14 protein-coding genes are annotated in these 17,586 nt (G+C 60.7%); 7 read left to right on the top strand and 7 right to left on the bottom strand.

The window, feature by feature from the left end; genetic code table 11:
• Positions 1 to 56 precede the first annotated feature (56 nt).
• Positions 57 to 1,382 (bottom strand): xylose isomerase, encoded by a 1,326-nt coding sequence (gene xylA / locus G3O01_RS20630; RefSeq protein ID WP_205806989.1) that lies wholly within the window; start codon positions 1,380 to 1,382, stop codon positions 57 to 59.
• A 922-nt stretch (positions 1,383 to 2,304) separates the two neighbouring features.
• Here xylA and G3O01_RS20625 point away from each other — a divergent pair.
• The 3 genes from G3O01_RS20625 to G3O01_RS20615 all read left to right on the top strand — a co-directional run bounded on the left by G3O01_RS20625 (position 2,305) and on the right by G3O01_RS20615 (position 5,680).
• Positions 2,305 to 3,516 carry a DNA-binding transcriptional regulator gene (locus tag G3O01_RS20625; protein WP_205806988.1) on the top strand — a complete coding sequence of 404 codons (1,212 nt, stop codon included), beginning with the start codon at positions 2,305 to 2,307 and terminating at the stop codon, positions 3,514 to 3,516.
• Between the two features lie 31 nt (positions 3,517 to 3,547).
• Positions 3,548 to 4,639 carry an aldose epimerase family protein gene (locus tag G3O01_RS20620; protein WP_205806987.1) on the top strand — a complete coding sequence of 364 codons (1,092 nt, stop codon included), beginning with the start codon at positions 3,548 to 3,550 and terminating at the stop codon, positions 4,637 to 4,639.
• Between the two features lie 336 nt (positions 4,640 to 4,975).
• Positions 4,976 to 5,680 (top strand): PepSY-associated TM helix domain-containing protein, encoded by a 705-nt coding sequence (locus tag G3O01_RS20615; protein WP_205806986.1) that lies wholly within the window; start codon positions 4,976 to 4,978, stop codon positions 5,678 to 5,680.
• A gap of 85 nt (positions 5,681 to 5,765) precedes the next feature.
• Here the strand turns inward: G3O01_RS20615 and G3O01_RS20610 are convergent, their stop codons facing one another.
• Complete coding sequence (locus tag G3O01_RS20610; protein ID WP_205806985.1) at positions 5,766 to 6,539, bottom strand: SDR family oxidoreductase; 774 nt, start codon at positions 6,537 to 6,539, stop codon at positions 5,766 to 5,768.
• 151 nt (positions 6,540 to 6,690) lie between these two features.
• On the opposite strand from G3O01_RS20610, the gene G3O01_RS20605 reads away from it, so the two are divergent.
• Positions 6,691 to 7,281, top strand: a complete 591-nt coding sequence (locus G3O01_RS20605; protein ID WP_205806984.1) for a TetR/AcrR family transcriptional regulator — start codon at positions 6,691 to 6,693, stop codon at positions 7,279 to 7,281.
• Positions 7,282 to 7,508: 227 nt separating this feature from the next.
• Positions 7,509 to 7,778, top strand: coding sequence for a hypothetical protein (locus G3O01_RS45360; RefSeq protein WP_346779211.1), 270 nt, complete (start codon positions 7,509 to 7,511; stop codon positions 7,776 to 7,778).
• 908 nt (positions 7,779 to 8,686) lie between these two features.
• On the opposite strand, the gene G3O01_RS20600 is transcribed toward G3O01_RS45360, so the two are convergent.
• From G3O01_RS20600 to ugpC, 5 genes are all read right to left on the bottom strand, one after another.
• Positions 8,687 to 9,538 (bottom strand): carbohydrate ABC transporter permease, encoded by an 852-nt coding sequence (locus tag G3O01_RS20600; RefSeq protein WP_205806983.1) that lies wholly within the window; start codon positions 9,536 to 9,538, stop codon positions 8,687 to 8,689.
• A 13-nt stretch (positions 9,539 to 9,551) separates the two neighbouring features.
• A complete protein-coding gene (locus G3O01_RS20595) occupies positions 9,552 to 10,505 on the bottom strand; it encodes a sugar ABC transporter permease (RefSeq protein ID WP_205806982.1) in 954 nt (317 codons plus the stop codon).
• 67 nt (positions 10,506 to 10,572) lie between these two features.
• Positions 10,573 to 11,838: an extracellular solute-binding protein gene (locus G3O01_RS20590; RefSeq protein WP_205806981.1), complete on the bottom strand. Its 1,266-nt coding sequence runs from the start codon at positions 11,836 to 11,838 to the stop codon at positions 10,573 to 10,575.
• An 84-nt stretch (positions 11,839 to 11,922) separates the two neighbouring features.
• Entirely contained in the window at positions 11,923 to 13,905 is a 1,983-nt protein-coding gene (locus tag G3O01_RS20585) for a beta-galactosidase (protein ID WP_205806980.1), read from the bottom strand.
• Positions 13,906 to 13,921: 16 nt separating this feature from the next.
• Entirely contained in the window at positions 13,922 to 15,073 is a 1,152-nt protein-coding gene (ugpC, locus tag G3O01_RS20580) for a sn-glycerol-3-phosphate ABC transporter ATP-binding protein UgpC (RefSeq protein WP_205806979.1), read from the bottom strand.
• Positions 15,074 to 15,298: 225 nt separating this feature from the next.
• Between ugpC and G3O01_RS20575 the strand changes: the two genes are divergently transcribed.
• Together G3O01_RS20575 and G3O01_RS20570 are read left to right on the top strand one after the other, a co-directional pair.
• Positions 15,299 to 16,327 (top strand): LacI family DNA-binding transcriptional regulator, encoded by a 1,029-nt coding sequence (locus G3O01_RS20575; protein WP_205806978.1) that lies wholly within the window; start codon positions 15,299 to 15,301, stop codon positions 16,325 to 16,327.
• A 258-nt stretch (positions 16,328 to 16,585) separates the two neighbouring features.
• The gene (locus G3O01_RS20570; RefSeq protein ID WP_205806977.1) at positions 16,586 to 17,569 is read left to right on the top strand and encodes a MerR family transcriptional regulator; all 984 of its coding nucleotides are present in this window, start codon (positions 16,586 to 16,588) and stop codon (positions 17,567 to 17,569) included.
• Positions 17,570 to 17,586: the final 17 nt, after the last annotated feature.

Genomic DNA, 17,586 nt, shown 5'->3' with positions numbered 1-17,586 from the left:
GAGCAATTACGAAATCTACCGGCGCTGCTAACGATTTTTCGTGCGCGCTTGCGTACTCACTTCGGCGCTGAGTAGATCGCCTGATTGACGACGTTCTCGAGATGTTCTTGCCGACCGCTGACATGACGTGGCGCAATGTTTCGCTGCACTGCATCGCTTGCCAGCGATTCGAGTGAATAGCCGCCCGCGAGTACCTTGCGGCCGAAATCGCTCTCCCAGCCCGCATAGCGCTGCTGCTTGAATTCCCCTAAGCGATCGTTCTCGACGAGATGCGCGGCGCGCTCCAGCGCGACGGCGATCACATCGATTGCGCCAATATGGCCATGCAAAAGATCTTCGGGATCGATGCTCTGGCGGCGAACCTTGGCATCGAAGTTCATACCGCCTGTCGTAAAGCCGCCATTGCGCAGGATCTCGTAGAACGCGAGCGTGAGTTCTTCGACACTATTTGGGAATTGATCGGTATCCCAGCCGTTTTGCGCATCGCCGCGATTTGCATCGACGCTGCCGAAGATGCCGAGTGCAAACGCATTGGCGATTTCATGGTGAAACGAGTGCCCTGCAAGCGTTGCGTGATTGGCTTCGATATTCACGCGAATATCATTCTGCAAGCCGAATTGCGTCAGGAAGCCGTGCACGGTTGCGACGTCGTAATCGTACTGATGCTTGGTGGGTTCCTGCGGCTTCGGCTCGATCAGCAGTGCGCCCTTGAAGCCGGTCTTGTGCTTGTGCTCGACGACCATGCTCATGAAGCGGCCAAGCTGTTCGCGCTCACGTTTGAGGTCTGTATTCAGCAACGTTTCGTAGCCTTCGCGGCCACCCCACAGGACATAGTTTTCGCCGCCGAGCTGGCGTGTTGCTTCGAGTGCGTTGAAGACTTGCGCTGCAGCAAATGCGAACACATCGGGGTTGGGATTCGTGGCTGCGCCGGCTGCGTAGCGCGGATTGGAGAACAGGTTGGCCGTGCCCCACAGCAGCTTGACGCCCGTTTGTTCCTGCTTGCGCTGCAGCACTTCAGTCATTGCCTTGAAGTTGTTCACATAGCTTTTGATGCTGTCGCCTTCGGGCGCCACGTCGGTGTCGTGGAATGTGTAGAACGGGGTGCCTAGCTTCGAAAACAGTTCGAATGCATGGTCTGCCTTGGCGTGTGCCATTTCCAGGGCGTCGCCCTTATGGTGCCAAGGACGTTCGAACGTGCCCGGCCCGAACATGTCTGCGCCCGGCCACACGAACGTATGCCAGTAGCAGACCGCGAGACGCAGATGATCTTCCATGCGCTTGCCGAGCACCAGCCTGTTCTTGTCGTAGTGGCGATAGGCGAACGGGTTGTCCGTCTGCGGGCCTTCGTAGCGCACGGCGGGCAAGTGTTCGAAGTAGGACATGCGTGTCTCCAGGTTGATGGCCATGTTGCCGTTGGCCTGTGCTTGATGTGATGTCATGCTGACGCTTGGGTGATTGCGCGGCAATTGCGAAATCCGCCAGAGGGGGTGGTGATTTATTTGTTGTTGCTGGCGTGGAGAGGGTTTGCCGGCCTAGAATTAATGCGGTGGGTTTTGGGGTTGGTTTGGTTTGCTAGGGTTTTTACTGGCATCCGCGGTTTGTCTCTGGTTTGCTAGCGTTGCCCCTGTGCGGGGCGGCACTTACTTTCTTTGCCGCCGCAAAGAAAGTAAGCAAAGAAAGCGGGCTAACACCGCCCGTTCTTGACGACTGCCTGAGGGCCCCCAACCGTTCTTATGCTTCAAACGGCAACCTCCCAGTCTCCGCCCGTTGCCAGCGCATTGAATAAACGCCTCACCCGCTTCAAGCACCCGTAGCACAGCGAGCGGCAGCGAATGATTACGGCCGCCCAGGTGGCAAACTGTGTGTAGGTTGTCGCACCACAAACGTCGGCGCCCTTACAACACCAACCTTGCTTTTTTAGTCTGGAGTGATGCTTGTACGTCGCGAAAGCCTACACACAGTTTGCCGCTATAGAACGTGGGCAAAATGATTGCGTGTATGGCGACGCGGGTGTGTGAAGTGGGTGATGAGTCTATTCAATGCGTTGGTAACGGGCAGTGAAAAGCAGATTGCCGTTTGAAGCGGAGGAACTTTTGGGGGCCCTCAGGCAGGAAGAAGGGTTAGCGGTGTTAGCGGCTTTCTTTTGCCTACTTTTCTTTGCCGCGGCAAAGAAAAGTAGGTGCCGCCCCGCACAGGGGCAACGCGTGAAGCAGGCAAAACAAAACGCGGATGCCAGCGAAAGCAAAAGCGAGAGCAAACCCAACAGCAAAACCAAAAGCAAAACCGCGAAGCAAAGGAGAGCCAATGCCTCATCACACGCATCGAATAGCGCTACTCTTCAACGCCAACAAGGTCTACGACCGTGAAATCATCACGGGCATCGGCAATTACCTGCTCTCGACCCGCGTTGCCTGGGACCTCTTCCTTGAAGAAGACTTCCGCGCCCGTCTGAACGGCATCGAACGTTTCGAAGGCGATGGTTTTATCGCAGACTTCGACGACCCCGATGTATCGGAAGCACTCGCGAACTCGCATCTCCCGGTAGTAGCCGTAGGCGGCTCCTACGAAGACGCATCAAAATATCCGTCGAATCTCCCCTACATAGCGACCGACAACATGCAACTCGTGTCGCTAGCCTATAAGCATCTGATCGGCGCCGGCCTGCAACGCTTCGCCCTCTACAGCCTGCCCGAATCGCCCACCAACCGCTGGGCACAGGAACGCGAACTCGCCTTCAACGCTCTGCTAAAAGCCGATGGCATGGAAGGCGATGTGCATCGCGGGCTGCCCACCAGCGCGCCCGTCTGGCATCAGGCCAGCGTGCAACTCACGCAATGGCTGCAAAGCCTGCCTAAACCCGTCGGCGTCATCGCCGTCACCGATGCGCGCGCGCGTCAGGTTCTGCAGGCCTGTCTGATCAGCGGCATTCCAGTGCCCGAGCAGGTCGCCATCATCGGGATCGACAACGATCCGCTCACGCGCTCGCTCACACGTATTCCCCTTTCGTCGGTGATTCAAGGCACGGAGGAAATGGGCCGTACGGCAGCGCACCTGCTGCATCAGATGCTCGGCGGTGCACGCTTTGCAGGCCGCCGCATTCTCGTGCCGCCCGTCGGCATCAACGTGTGCGAATCGACGAAGCATGAGCCGCTCGCCAGCCCCTACGTGATGCGCGCGCGTCACTACATTCGTCAGTACGCGTGCCAGGGCATCAAGACCGAGCAGGTCGCCGATTATGTCGGCGTGTCGCGCTCTTCGCTCGAAGATTACTTCCGGCGTGAACTGGGCTGCACCGTGCATCAGGAAATCCTCAAGCACAAGCTCGATGTCGCAAAGCAACTGCTCGCGCAGCAGGACATGTCGAGCGCCGAAGTCGCGATCCGCTGCGGCTTCACGTCGTTGCAGTACATGTATGCCGTGTTCCGCCGCGAACTCGATTGCACGCCGCGCGAATATCAGGAGCGCATGCAATCGGAACAAGCGGCGCAGGCCTCGCATAATGCGCCGTCTGCATAAATGACTTAATCTGCAACGATCCGCGACCGACATGAATTTCGCCGACATGCACAGCACCGATACTTCTCTTTCATCCAGCGTCCAGGTTGAACGCTGGGGCACGTTGCCCGGTCTCGGCGACATTCGTCTGTTCACGCTGCGTAACGCGCACGGCATGCGCGCGACCATCAGCGATCTCGGCGCAACCCTCGTCTCGTGGCATGCGCCCGACCGCGCGGGCCGCGTCGCCGATATCCTGCTCGGCCACGACACGCCCGCTGACTACCTTGCAAGCCGCTGGTACTTTGGCTCAACTGTGGGCCGCTGGGCGAACCGCATCGCCAACGCACGCTTCACGCTCGACGGCATGATCTATCAGCTCGACCGCAATGACGGCGACAACCTGCTTCATGGCGGTGCCAGTGGTTTTCACAAGGCGCTATGGCAGGCGCGCGAAGTGGACGGCGCACTGGTGTTCACACACGAATCGCCCGAAGGCGACGCCGGTTTTCCCGGCGCAGTCACCGCAACCGTTCGCTACGCGCTCGACGACGACGGCGCGCTCACGATCGACTACGACGCCACCGCCGATGCACCGACGCCCATCAGTCTCACGAATCACGCGTACTTCAATCTGTCGGGCGACGCGCTCGCCGACACGCCCGACATTCGCGGCCATGTGATCTCGATCGACGCAGACGCATTCTTCGCCGTCGACGAAACGATGATTCCCATCGAGAAGAAAGACGTCGCGGGCAGCGTGTTCGACTTTCGTGCGGGCGCGCCGATCGGCGCGCGCCTCGACTGGCCGGATGCGCAACTCGCGCGCGCAGGCGGCTTCGATCATTGCTACGTGCTGCGCGAGAGCGCGGCTGTCACGCGCACGGCCGCCACGCTTTACGATCCCGCCAGCGGACGCGAGCTGACGGTATCGACGGACGCGAAAGGCATGCAGTTCTATACGGGCAACTTTCTGGCAGGCGTCGAAGGCCGCAACGGCAAGACTTATGGCAAGCACGCGGCGTTGTGCCTCGAAACAGGTGCGTTTCCCGATCAGGTCAACATGGCCGACGCCGAACAGGTCGTGCTGCGGCCGGGCGAGCGTTATCGACACACCACTATCTACCGGCTCGGCGTGCGTTGAGTATTTGAGTATTGGCGCCGCCTAATGCTTGCATAAGCCTTACGTAATCTGTCGAAACATTGCCAATGTTGTAAATCGCCCCGAGCGATTGCGGCATTCATTACGCCGTGAAATCATAGGCAGCCATATCTGATCGACAAGCCAGCCCACTGCTGCGCCCCATTCGAGGGCAAAGCGGCCAGCCAGCCAACGCCATCGCATCCCCCGGCCGATGGCCATTCCGTCCCGAAGCAATGACTTGCGTCGCGAGCGCCGACAGGCGAACGCATGCGCGCGCTATTCGCCGACGGTCGCGGTCAGTTGCAATCCACGCTGTCTTGCCCCCTGGAGCGACCTGTGAATACACCCGAAACCGTTGCCATCGATTCCGCCACACGCGCGAACGGGCAAAGCAAAAGCGCCGGCAACGGTGCGCCGCCCGCCGCCTCGCGCCGCATCACGTTCATCCGCTGGCTGCGCAAGGTGCATAGCTGGATCGGCCTGTGGGGCGCGGCGCTCGGTCTGTTGATGGGCACCAGCGGCTTTTTTTTGAACCATCGCGGCGGACCGCTGCGTGTATCGACGGGCGAACCACAGGTCGAATCGCTGCAGGTGAAGTTGCCGCAGCCCGCGCCGGAATCGCCGCGCGAACTCGCCAAATGGCTCAAGCAGGAATTGAAGGTAGACGGCAAGCCGGGCCGCATGCAGAAGGAACCGTCGCGTCCTGTCGCATGGGGCGATCACAAGGCGATTCAACCGGAACACTGGCAGGTGAGTTTTGCTTCGCCGAATGAGAATACGCAGGCCGAGTACTGGGTCGGCAACGACTATGTGAGCGTCAAGCGCAGTGCCAACACGTTCCTCGCGACACTGACGAATCTGCACAAGGGTGTGGGACTGAGTGTCGGCTGGGTGCTGCTGATCGACACGTTTGCGGGCGGCGTGATTCTGCTGTCGCTGACGGGCGTGCTGCTGTGGACACAGTTGAATAAACGCCGTACGGTCGGCGCGGTGCTGGTGCTCGGATCGATCGTCGCAGCTGTCGTTGCGGGCATGTTCTAACACCGCTCGCGCGTCGGATAGAAAAAAGGGCGATGCCAGTGCGCATCGCCCTTTTTCGTTTCATCCTTTAAAGCAGGTCAAGCGCTTAGCGGCGGAATGCCGGCGCGCCCATCGGCGCACCCGTGTTGCCGCCATCCACGACGATCTCCGCCGCTGTCATGCCCGACGATGCATCCGACGCAAGGAACACCGCCGCTTGCGCCACTTCGTCGGCCAACGCGAAGCGGCCCATCGGGATCATCGGCGAGAGTGCCGTTTCCGTTGCATCGAGCGTTGCGCCTTCACGGTCGCCGCGGGTCCAGATCGACGTACGCGTGCCGCCGGGAATCACCGTATTCACGCGGATGCCGCGCGTGACGAGTTCCGACGCAAGCACGCGCGCCATGCCCGAAATTGCCGCCTTCGACGCCGAATACGCCGACGAACCCGGCGCGCCCAGCTGACGCATCACCGATCCATTCAGCACGATCGAACCGCCCTCGCCCATCAGCGGCACAGCGGCCTGCACGGTCAGGAACACGGCCGTCACGTTGGTGCGCATGATCGCTTCGAACTTCTCCGCCGTCGTGCTGCCGACCGGCGTCGCGCCGCTCACGCCCGCATTCGCGAACACGATATCGAGCTTGCCGAACTTGTCGGCGATCACTTTCATCACGTCGTCGATGGCTGCGGGATCGTCGAGGTCCGCGCGGATGGGCAGCGCGTTCGGGCCGAGTTCGGCCGCGGCTTCGTCGAGCTTCTTCTGGTCGCGGCCCGTGATCGCTACGCGTGCACCTTGCGCGATCAGCAGGCGCGCCGCTGCGAACCCGATGCCACCGTTGCCGCCCGTGATGAGCGCCGTCTTGTTTGCAAAGGACATGGTCAATTCTCCAAAAGTTGAGGGTTGGGGCGGACATCCGCCTGCAGCTGTTTTATAATTGCAACTGCAATCTTAAATTAATCATAGCGACCGCAATCAATACGAGTCAAGCGATTTTTCGCATCGATTTGTTGCGGAAGGTGGATCAGCGATGAAAGTCAGCAAGGAAAAGGCGGCGCAAAACCGCGCGGCCCTCGTCGAAACTGCCGCGCGCCTTTTCCGGGAGCGCGGCATCGATGGCGTCGGTGTTGCCGAAATCGGCAAGGCGGCGGGACTCACGCATGGCGCGCTGTATGCGCATTTCGCGTCGAAGGAAGAACTTGCGGCGGAAGCGCTCGCGTACGGCCTGCAGATCGGGCACGAGCGCATGACCCGCACGCCCGAAGGCCGGGCGCCGGGTTTAAGCGAGTTGCTCGACAGCTATTTGTCCGAGGAAAAGCGCGACGACATCGCGAATGGCTGCGCGATGGCCGCGTCCGCGAGCGAGATTGGACGTCAGGACGAGACGATCAGCGCGCGTTACAGCGAAGGTTTCGAAAAGATGACTGCCGTGTTCGAGAAGCACCTGCACGCGCACAAGGTGAAGGGCGACCTGCGCGAGAAAGCGGTCGCGATGTCGTCAGCGCTGATCGGTGCGATTGCGGCATCGCGCGCGGTGTTGAAGTCGCGGCCCGAACTCGCGAATGAAATCCTGCGCGCAGCGCGGCGTGCGGTTGGCGATATTGCGGGCGAAAAGGCCTGAGCGTCGCGGGCTGGACGACGAACTGCTACAAAAGCGCGACGCTATCGACGCGTGTTGCTTGCATGCGCATGACACGCCTTGAACTCGTGAATGCGATGGCCAATAGTTAGAAGGGAATAAGAAGGACGGCATCGCGGTTCTTCTGTTCATGATGGACGCGCCATTGTTCGAGCAAGGAGTACATCGTGCGTAAGATCACCGCTGGTCTTCAGTTTACCGCTGCTTTTGTGCTGTCTTTTGGCGCTGTCGCGTCGCACGCGCAGGGCCTTTCTACTTATGACGATGTCAATGCGCCTGTTAATAGCACGCGGTTGATGCCTAATGCGCCGCGTGGCAGTGAGTATCCGACGCATGGGAATCAGCAGGCTGGCGAGATGAATCTCAATCCGACGGATCCGCGGGCGCAACTCGTGACGGGGGCGCCTAACAATGCGCAATCGGGTGGGTATGGGTCGCCGCTGGCAGGAGTACGGGGGGTTTTGCCGCAAGGGCAATAGTTTTTTGCTGGCATCCGCGGGTTGCTTCTGGTTTGCTAGCGTTGCCCCTAGGCGGGGCGGCAATTGATCTAGTTTGTCTGCGACGCTGGTTTGCTCGGCTTTGCGCTGGCATCCGCGATGTGACTTACCCCTTCACGCGTCGCCCCTGTGCGGGGCGGCACCTACTTTTCTTTGCCGCGGCAAAGAAAAGTAGGCAAAGAAAGCCGCTGAACACCGCCCGTTCTTGTAGTTGCCCACGGGCCCCCAACGGCCCCGTCCTGTTCGCGGCGTCTCCCTTCTCGATGCCCGCTGCCAACGCTCTTATTGAGCGCCTCACCCGCTTCGCACGCCTTCGTCGCCGCGTGCGCGATCAAATCTCCCACGTTCTATAGCGGCAAACTGTGTGTCGGCTGTCGCGGCTTATGCGCTTCACTCCGGACTGAAAAGCAAGGTAGGCCGCTCGAAAGCAGGATCGGTGTCGTAGGAGCGCTGAGGCGTGAAGTACTACGACCTACACACAGTTTGCCACCTGGGCGGCATTAGCTAGTCGCTGCCGCTGGCTGCGTTGCGGGTGATTGAAGAGGGTGAGGCGTTTGTTCGAAGCGTTGGCAACGGGCGGGGAATAGCCGGTTGCCGTTTGAAGTGGAGGAACTGTTGGGGGCCCTCAGGCGGTGGTCAAGCACGGGCGGTGTTAGCCCGCTTTCTTTGCTTACTTTCTTTGCGGCGGCAAAGAAAGTAAGTGCCGCCCCGCACAGGGGCAACGCTTGAACAAGGCAAAACGAAACGCGGATGCCAGCGAAAACACAGGCAAACCAAACCAGCGTCACAACACAACCTCACACAAGAAAAAAGCCCGCTCACGCGGGCAACCTTCTACGAGGAGACAACGACAAAAACCAAAAAACCAAAAAACCAAAAAACCAAAAACATCAACCCTTGGTAGCACCAAAAGTCAGCCCAGCGACGAAGTGCTTCTGCATAGCAAAGAACATCGCAACAGACGGCAATGCAGCCAGAATCGAACCTGCCGACACGAGATTCCACGCCGTGGTCCATTGCCCTTTGAGTGCGGCAACGCCAACAGTAATCGGTGCAGCCTCGTCACCTTGGGTCAGACAAAGAGCCCAAAAATAGTCATTCCACACAAACGTGAAAACCAGAATAGCAAGCGCAGCCAGCGCAGGACGAATCAACGGCAACACGATGCGAAAGAACACAGTCCACTCGCCCGCACCTTCGATCCGCGCCGCCTCTACCAGTTCATAAGGCAACTGCTTGATAAAGTTACGCAGAAACAGCGCACAAAACCCAGTCTGAAACGACACATGAAAAAGAATCAGCGCACCAAGCGTATTGAACAACCCAAGACTCAATGACAGATCCCGCACGGGAATCATCAGAATCTGGATCGGCACAAAGTTACCCGCGACGAACGTCCCAAACAGCGTGGTATTGCCGCGAAACTTGTAGATCGCCAATGCAAAACCCGCCATCGCCGCGAGCGCAATCGAACCGATCACGGACGGCACCGTGATGAGCACACTGTTCCAGAAGTAATGCAGCATCGGCGACGTGGTAAGCGCCTCGCGGTAGTTATCCACGAAGGCGAAATGTCGAGGCCAGCCCCAGTAATTGCCCTCGGCGAGTTCTTCCGTCGAACGCACCGACGTCACAAGCACCGCAATCATCGGCATCAGCCAGATCAGCAGCGCAACCGGCAAGGTCAGTTTGTAGAGCCGCCGGTTGATCGGCTTCCATTTGGCAACAGGCATCGGATACATGATCGTCCGCTCCTTACTGTTCGTTGCGCAGCATGCGGCGCAGGTGATAGACGATGTACACGAGCATGATCGCGAACAGCACCACGGCAATCGAAGCCGAATAGCCAATGCGGTAATACTTGATCGCCTGGTCGTACATGTAATACGCAAGCACCGTCGAGCTTTCGAACGGCCCACCGCCCGTCATCACCGAAATCAGATCGAAACTGCGCAACGCGCCGATCACCGTGACGACGATCGCCATGAACGTGACGGGCCGCAACTGCGGCAGCACCACGTGCCACAGCATCGCCCAGCCCTTCGCGCCTTCCATGCGCGCGGCTTCGAGTTGCTCGCTATTAAGCGATGTCAGACCCGTCAGATAAAGAATCATGCAGTACGCAGTCTGCGGCCACAGCGCGGCAAAGATGATGCCGAAGGTCGCATAGTGCGCGTCGCCGAGCACGGGCACGCCGTGGCCGAGTATCACCGCGAGCAAACCGAAAGTCGGGTCGTAGAACCACGAAAAGATCAAACCAACCACCACGCCCGACAACACGAACGGCGCGAAAAACAGCGACTTCACCAGACGTATGCCCGACACCGCCTGATTCAGATACAGCGCGACGGCGAGACCCATCGGCGGCGCCAGCAGAAACAGCAGCAACCAGATGACGTTGTTCTTCAACGCCGTATAGAAAGTCGGCGCCTGAAACAGTTCGATGTAGTTGCCGAGACCGACGAAGACCTTGTCGGTCATCCCGTCCCAGTTGAAGAAGCTGAGCCAGATCGACGACAGGATCGGCCAGACCACATAGACCGCGACCATGAAGCACGCGGGCGCGAGAAAGAGCAACGCGGCCTTGCGCTGCCGCCGCGCGGTCGGCGACGGTCCGCGCTTTCTGCTTGCGGCGCGCGGCGTGGGCGACGCCTGCGGCTGCGACGGCGGTGTGCCGTTGATATCCTGGCGTGTGACGGAGTGCGACACGACTGTTCTCCTAAGCCTGATGGTGCTGCGCCAGACTCACGAGGAGTCCGGCGCCACTGCTACATCCTTACTTCTTGTAGATGCGCTTGCGCGTCTGCTCGAGCTGCGCAAGGATCGCGTCGATCTTGGTCGGATCGGCGATGAACTGCTGCATGCCCTTCATCCCTTCGTCGGCCATTTCCTTCGTCATGTCGCGATCGTAGAACTGCGCGATGCCGCCCTTCGTGTTCGACAGAATCTGGAAGCCGATCTTCGAAATGGGATCTTCCGGCTCCGGCGACTTGCTGTTCGCCGACAACGAACCAAGACCCGTTGCGAGCTTCGCGCCTTGCTCCGGCGTTTCGACGAACGCGAGGAACGTATGCGCGTCGGCCTTGTTCTTGGCCTTCGCCGGAATATGCAGCGATTCGACGGGGCCATCTTCGGCCGTCGGCACGTTCGAATCGATGATCGGGAACTGGAAGTAGCTCATGTTCGGCTTCACGTTCGGCGGGAAGCCGCCCGTGATGAACGTGCCCATCAGCATCATCGCGGCCTTGCCCTGGAACAGGAACGGCTGTGCCGCGTCCAGATCGTACGACAGCGAGTTGTCGATGAAGTCCTTGTCGTCGAGCAACTGCTTCCACGTCGTGTAGACCTTCTTCACGCGCGGATCGGTGTACGGCACTTCGCCCGCCATCAGCTTCTGGTGGAACGCGTTGCCGTTGATGCGCAGATCGAGATAGTCGAACCAGCCTGCCAGCGTCCATGCATCGCGGCCGCCCACTGCAAATGGCGTGATGCCTGCCGCCTTCAGCTTCTTGCACGCGTCCATCAGCTGATCCCACGTCTTCGGCTCCGACGTGATGCCCGCCTTCTGGAACAGATCCTTGCGATAGAACAGACCCCACGAGTAGTACACGGTCGGTGCCGCATACTGCTTGCCGTTGTACGTCGACGATTCTTTCGTCGATGCGTACATGTTGTCCCAGCCGTTCTTCTTCCAGTCGCCGCTCAGGTCTTCGAACAGGCCGCGCCGCGCGTAGTACGCCATGCGCTCGCCGTTGTGCCAGTTGACGACATCGGGCGCGACGGTCGACAGCCAGCCCGGCAACTGCACCTTGTACGCTTCTTCATCGACGAACGAAGCCTTTACGTCGATATCCGGATGCGCCTTCTTGAAGTCGTCGATCACCGACTGCCACACCGCGCGCTGGCTTGCGCCTTTGAACGCGATGTTGATGGTCATCGTGCCCGCTTCGGCCGTCGTCGCCGCGAACGGCGCAACGACGGTGGCGACTGCGAGTGCCGCGGCTGCAATCGCCGTGCGTGCGTTGAATCGTTTTGCTGCCATGTTGCTGTCTCCTTGTGTCCTGGTTCTTACCTGCTGGGATCACTGCTGGTTGTTAAATCGGGTTGTCAAAATCGGGTTGTCGAATCATTCAGTCCGGTAAGCCGCAACGCCTTGCGGTTCGACTTCAGGCGCGCCGATCACGAAACGCGATGCGTCGACGCCTTCGATCACATGACGCGTGTTCGCATAGTTGAACACGTACGTCAGCTGGCCGCGACGGCTGATACGCAGGCTGTCTCCGAGCGGCGTCGGCTTGAGGCCGGCTTCCGTCGCGATGCGTGCGAACAGCGATTCCGTCAGGCGATCGTCGAACAGGCTCGCGAAGTAATGCACGGAACCATGCTGCACATACGCGGGATGACCGTCGGCGAATCGCGCGCGCACGCCGAAGCTGCGTTCATCTGCGGCGTCGATCAGATCGCGCCAGTGACGCGCCTGGCCTTCGCGCAAGCCATCGCTTGCGCCATTCACATGCACCGCTTCCGTCACGTTCGGCCGCATCGATTCGACGCGCCACACGCGAACCGGCAGCAGCGACGCGAGCGCGCCCGGCGGCAGGTTCGCCGGAATCTGCAGATCAGCCGTCTTCGAGCCCGTGCGCGGACCCAGCACGATCTGCGCGCCCGATGCCGCGAGCCGCACGGCGAAGTCACCCGGCACGACAGGCAGCGGCGGCACGACGATCATTGCGTAGCCATCGAGCGGCGCATCGGCGGGAATCACATCGACGTCGAAACCGAGCGAACGCAGCGCCGAGTAGTACTCGAACGCGAAACGCGGATAGTGGAAGTCCGCGCCCTGCGGATGAATTTCGAAGAGCCACTTCGCTTCGTAGTCGTAGATCAGCGCGATCTTGCTGCGCACATTCGCATTTGCATCCACAGCCGCCGACGACACCTGCGCGATTTCGTGCGCGACCCGCTCCGCTTCGCTGCCGCCGATATCGAGCCGATTGTCGGGCGTATTCAGGCCTGCATGCATCTGCTCCTGCGCAAACGGCGCCTGGCGCCAGCGGAAGTACGACACGCAACCCGCGCCATGCGCGAACGCCTCCCAACTCCACAGACGCACCATGCCCGGCAGCGGCGCGGGATTCCAGTGCGCCCAGTTCACAGGACCGGGTTGCTGCTCCATCACCCAGAACGGCAGCTTCGACATGCCGCGATACACGTCGTGATTGAACGACGCGAAGTCGGGATGCCCCGTGCGCAAGAACTTCGCCTTGATTTCCGGCGCGTACCACTGCTCTTCGAGCGCGCCGAGCGGATAGCTGTCCCACGTCGCCACATCGAGATCGCGCGCGACCTTGTAGTGGTCGAACTCGGTGAAGAGCTGCATGAAGTTGTGCGCGACCGGACGCCCCGGCGAATGCGCACGGATGATCTCGACCTGCATGCGGTTGTAGCGCGCGACTTCATCGGATGCGAAGCGGCGGTAATCGAGCCGGTGCGAAGGATGCGCTTCCGTCACCGTCGCAATGGGCGCGTCGATTTCGTCGAAGCTGCGGTACTCCATGCTCCAGAACACGGTGCCCCACGCGCGGTTCAATGCGTCGATGGTCTGATAGCGATCCTTCAGCCACCCGCGAAAACGCTCGACGGCAGCGGGCGAATAGCTGACCACGGTATTGTGGCAACCGAATTCGTTATCCGTCTGCCAGTACGCGACAGCGGGATGCTTGCCATAACGCTCGGCAACAGCCGTACAGATCTTGCGCGACGCTTCGAAATACGACGGCGACGAAAAATCGTAGTGACGGCGCGAGCCGAATGCGCGCGGACGTCCATCCGCACCGACGGGCAGAATGTCGGGATGACGATCGATCAACCACTTCGGCGGCGTCGCCGTCGGCGTGCACATCACCACTTGCAGGCCGGCATCGCCCAGCACATCAACGGCACGATCGAGCCACGCCCAATCGTATTCACCCGGCGAGGGCTCCATCCGGCTCCATGCAAATTCAGCGATTCGCACCTGCTCGATGCCGAGCGCCTTCATGCGGCGCGCGTCGTCTTTCCACATCGATTCCGGCCAGTGCTCCGGGTAATAACAGACTCCAAGGCGCATGCGCGTGTCCCTTATGTTATGCGTAGTGTTCGACGGAGTTGAGCGCCTTCACGGCGAATCCGTCTTCAGTGAAAAGATGGCAGGCACGGGCGGGCGCGTTGAACACGACACGCTCGCCCTGTTCGACGCGGGCATTGCCCGGCACCTTCGCGATCAGCACGGCGCCGCCCGGTTGTTCGAGATGCACATAGCTGTGCTCGCCGAGATGCTCGATCAGCGAAATCGCGCGAGAGAGCGTTGCATCACGACGTGATGTATCGCTAGTGACGAGTTCGAGATGCTCGGGCCGCACGCCGAAGGTCACAGGCTGTCCGCCTTGCAACGTGCTGCCGTCGACTTCGACGCGCATGGTTTCGTTCGTGTGATCGAGCGTGACGTCGACGCCTTGCGCATCGATAGCCGTCACTTTGCCCGGCAGGAAGTTCATGCGCGGCGAGCCGATAAAGCCCGCGACGAAGCGGCTATTGGGCCGGTGATACAACTCGAGCGGCGCACCGATCTGGGCGATGCTGCCGTAGCGCTCGGTGTCCTTGCCCGAATGCAGAAGCACGATCTTGTCGGCGAGTGTCATCGCTTCCGTCTGATCGTGCGTCACATAGACGACGCTCGCGGTCGCGAACTGCTTGTGCAGGCGCGCGATCTCGATACGCGTCTGACCGCGCAAGGTTGCATCGAGATTGGACAAAGGTTCGTCGAACAGGAACACGCCCGGCTCACGCACGATCGCGCGGCCAATCGCGACACGCTGCCGCTGCCCGCCTGAAAGCGCACGCGGCTTGCGATCGAGCAGCGCTTCGAGTTGCAGGATGCGCGCGGCCTCCTTCACCCTGCTGTCGATTTCCGCTTTCGGCTTTTTCGCGAGCTTCAGGCCGAAGGCCATGTTCTCGTACACGCTCATGTGCGGAAACAGCGCGTAACTCTGGAACACCATCGCGACGCCGCGCTCGGCCGCGGGCACGTCATTGACGATGCGATCGCCAATCGACAGGTCGCCGTCGGTCACGTCCTCCAGCCCCGCGATCATGCGCAAGAGCGTGGACTTGCCGCAGCCCGACGGGCCAAGGAACACACAAAACTCGTTTTCGCCGATCTCCAGATCGACGTTGCGGATCACGGGCGCGTTGTCTCCATACGCCTTCTGCACGCCCTTCAACGAAATGCTCGCCATCGCTTCGACTCCGTGATTTAATCAGTCCGAAGCGGAGATTAAGCGCTTAATCTGAATGGCCGAAAAAATGATCGCTGTGCGATCACGACCTTTCTGTAGGCCTTTTGTCGGCCTGGTAAGGCTGTCTCCGATATTCGTTCTGTCGTTTTGCGCATGGTGCCTCGGCCTCGTGACCAATGCAAATGATGAACGTCGTTCCCACATATTGAATAAACGCTGCAGATCATGTCAACCTTGAGCGAAGTCGCGCGGCGCGCCGGCGTCACGTCGGCCACTGTTTCGAACGTGCTGCGCAATCGCGGGCGTGTCGGCGAGCAGACGCGTCAGCGCGTGCTCGAAGCCGTCGAGGCGCTCAACTATCGGCCGCATCTCGCAGCGCGCGCGCTCGCGGAAGGCCGCGCGCCGACCATCGCGCTGATGGTGTCGAGCATCGCCAACCCGTTCTATCCCGAGTTCGCGCTCGCGGCCGAACGCGCGGCGCGAACCAGTGGCCACTTCGTCATCATCTGCAACACGAACGAAGATCCGCACGCGGGCCGCACCTATCTCGACCAGCTTGCAGGCTCGCTCTCCGAAGGCGTGCTCGTGATGAACGCCAATCTCGACTTCGACGATCTGCGCAAGGCCGAAGCGCGTGGCACGCCCGTCGTGCTGTGCATGTGGGAACGTCCTGACGATCCGCCCGGCTTGCCATGCGTCGCGGTCGATTTCCGCCATGCAGGCCGGCTCGCCGCGCAACATCTGATCGACCTGGGACATACCCGCATCGGTGCCGTGGTGGGCAGCAAGCAGTCGGGCATTCATGCGTCGCGTTATGAAGGCTTCGTCGAAGCGATGCGCGAGGCCGGCCTGAAAGTGCCCGCGAAAAATGTGCGCCACGCGCCCGACACGATTCAGGGCGGCTACGAAGCCGCGCGCGATCTGCTCGAGCGCGACGCGAAGCTCACCGCGATCTTCGCGACCAACGACCTGCCCGCGCTCGGCACGATCCACGCCGCCGCCGATCTCGGGCGCGACGTGCCGCACGATCTCTCTGTAATCGGCATCACCGATATTCAACTCGCGCAGCAATCGCGCCCGCCGCTCACCACGGTCGCCGTGCCGACCGTCGAAGCCGCCGAGCTGGCCGTCTCGCTGCTGCGCGAACTGATCGAACGGCCCGCTCGCGCGCATGGCGGACATCCGAAGGCGCCGCGCGTGTGCGTGACATCCGCACCACAACTGGTCGTGCGGGGCTCGACGCGCCCGCGCTGAAACATCGCAGGATTGCGTACCGCGTGCCCTGTCCGCTTCAATCCTGGTCAAAACCGGTACAAGGGCATGTTTGGCTTGTGTGCGACGCGCATTGAACAGAATGCGGACAAGAACCCGCAAAAGCTTGCACGTCAAAGACTTGCAAACGGCAGAACGTGGATTCGCGCGGCTTTGCGCCGGGAGTGAATAAAAAAATCCGCTTCAAAACATCATCGCGCTTGTTAGACTCGAATCGCCTTTTCCAGGGGTTTTCGATTCATGAACAACACTGTGGATGATCCAGAAGTCGTACCGCGCTACCGCATCGGTGCCGTCGCCCGCATGGCGAATCTGCCCGTCGGCACGCTGCGTATCTGGGAACGCCGTTACGGCGTCGTCGCGCCGCCTACTACGCAATCCGGGCATCGCCTGTATAGCGAGGCCGATGTGCGACGCGTCGCGATGATCAAGGGGCTTGTCGATCGCGGCTATTCGATTGGCTCGATCGCCACGTTGCAGACGGGCGAACTCGAGCGCCTCGCGTTCATGCACGTCGACAAGACGCCCGTTTCACCGCTGACGGAAGGACGGCCGGGCTTGCGCTTGCGGATCGTCGGCAGCGCGCTCGCGAACACCATTCGCCAGCATCTGCACGCAATGGAAGCCGAGCTCGCGACCGAGCCGAAAGTCTTCGAGAACATGACGGCCGCGTTCGCCGAGCGCATGAACCAGCCCGCCGACGTGCTGATCATTCATCTGCCGTCGCTGCATGCCGACGACGTCGAGCGTGTGCTCGCGTTGAGCGCGTCGACTCATGCAGAAAACATCGTCGTCGTGTACTCGTTCGCAGCCGCGAACACGATCAGCCTGCTGGAGCGCGTCGGCGTACGTACCATACGCGAGCCGCTCGATCAGGCGTCGATTGCGCAACTGATGGGCGATATCCAGCGCAAGACGGGGCAAGCGGCCGCGCAGCCCGACATGCGCGAACCCGCGCCGCAACGGCACTATTCCGATGAAGCCCTGATGGCGCTCGCGCACGCGTCGACGACCATCGCATGCGAATGCCCGAAGCATCTGGCAAACATCATCATGCAGCTGAGCGCGTTCGAGCAGTACAGCGTCAGTTGCGCGTCGCGCACACCTGCCGACGCACTGCTGCACGTCTATCTGGCCAATATCTCCGGGCGCGCACGGGCGATGTTCGAGCACGCGCTGCTGCGGCTCGAACGCGAGGAACGCTGGGCGCTGGAGAACCGCTGAAAGCCCTGCATCGAGAC

The sequence above is a fragment of the Burkholderia sp. Ac-20365 genome (assembly GCF_017104715.1).
GTDB lineage: Bacteria > Pseudomonadota > Gammaproteobacteria > Burkholderiales > Burkholderiaceae > Paraburkholderia.
Note: the sequence above shows the minus strand (reverse complement) of the source record. Positions and strands in the feature narration are given on the sequence as shown.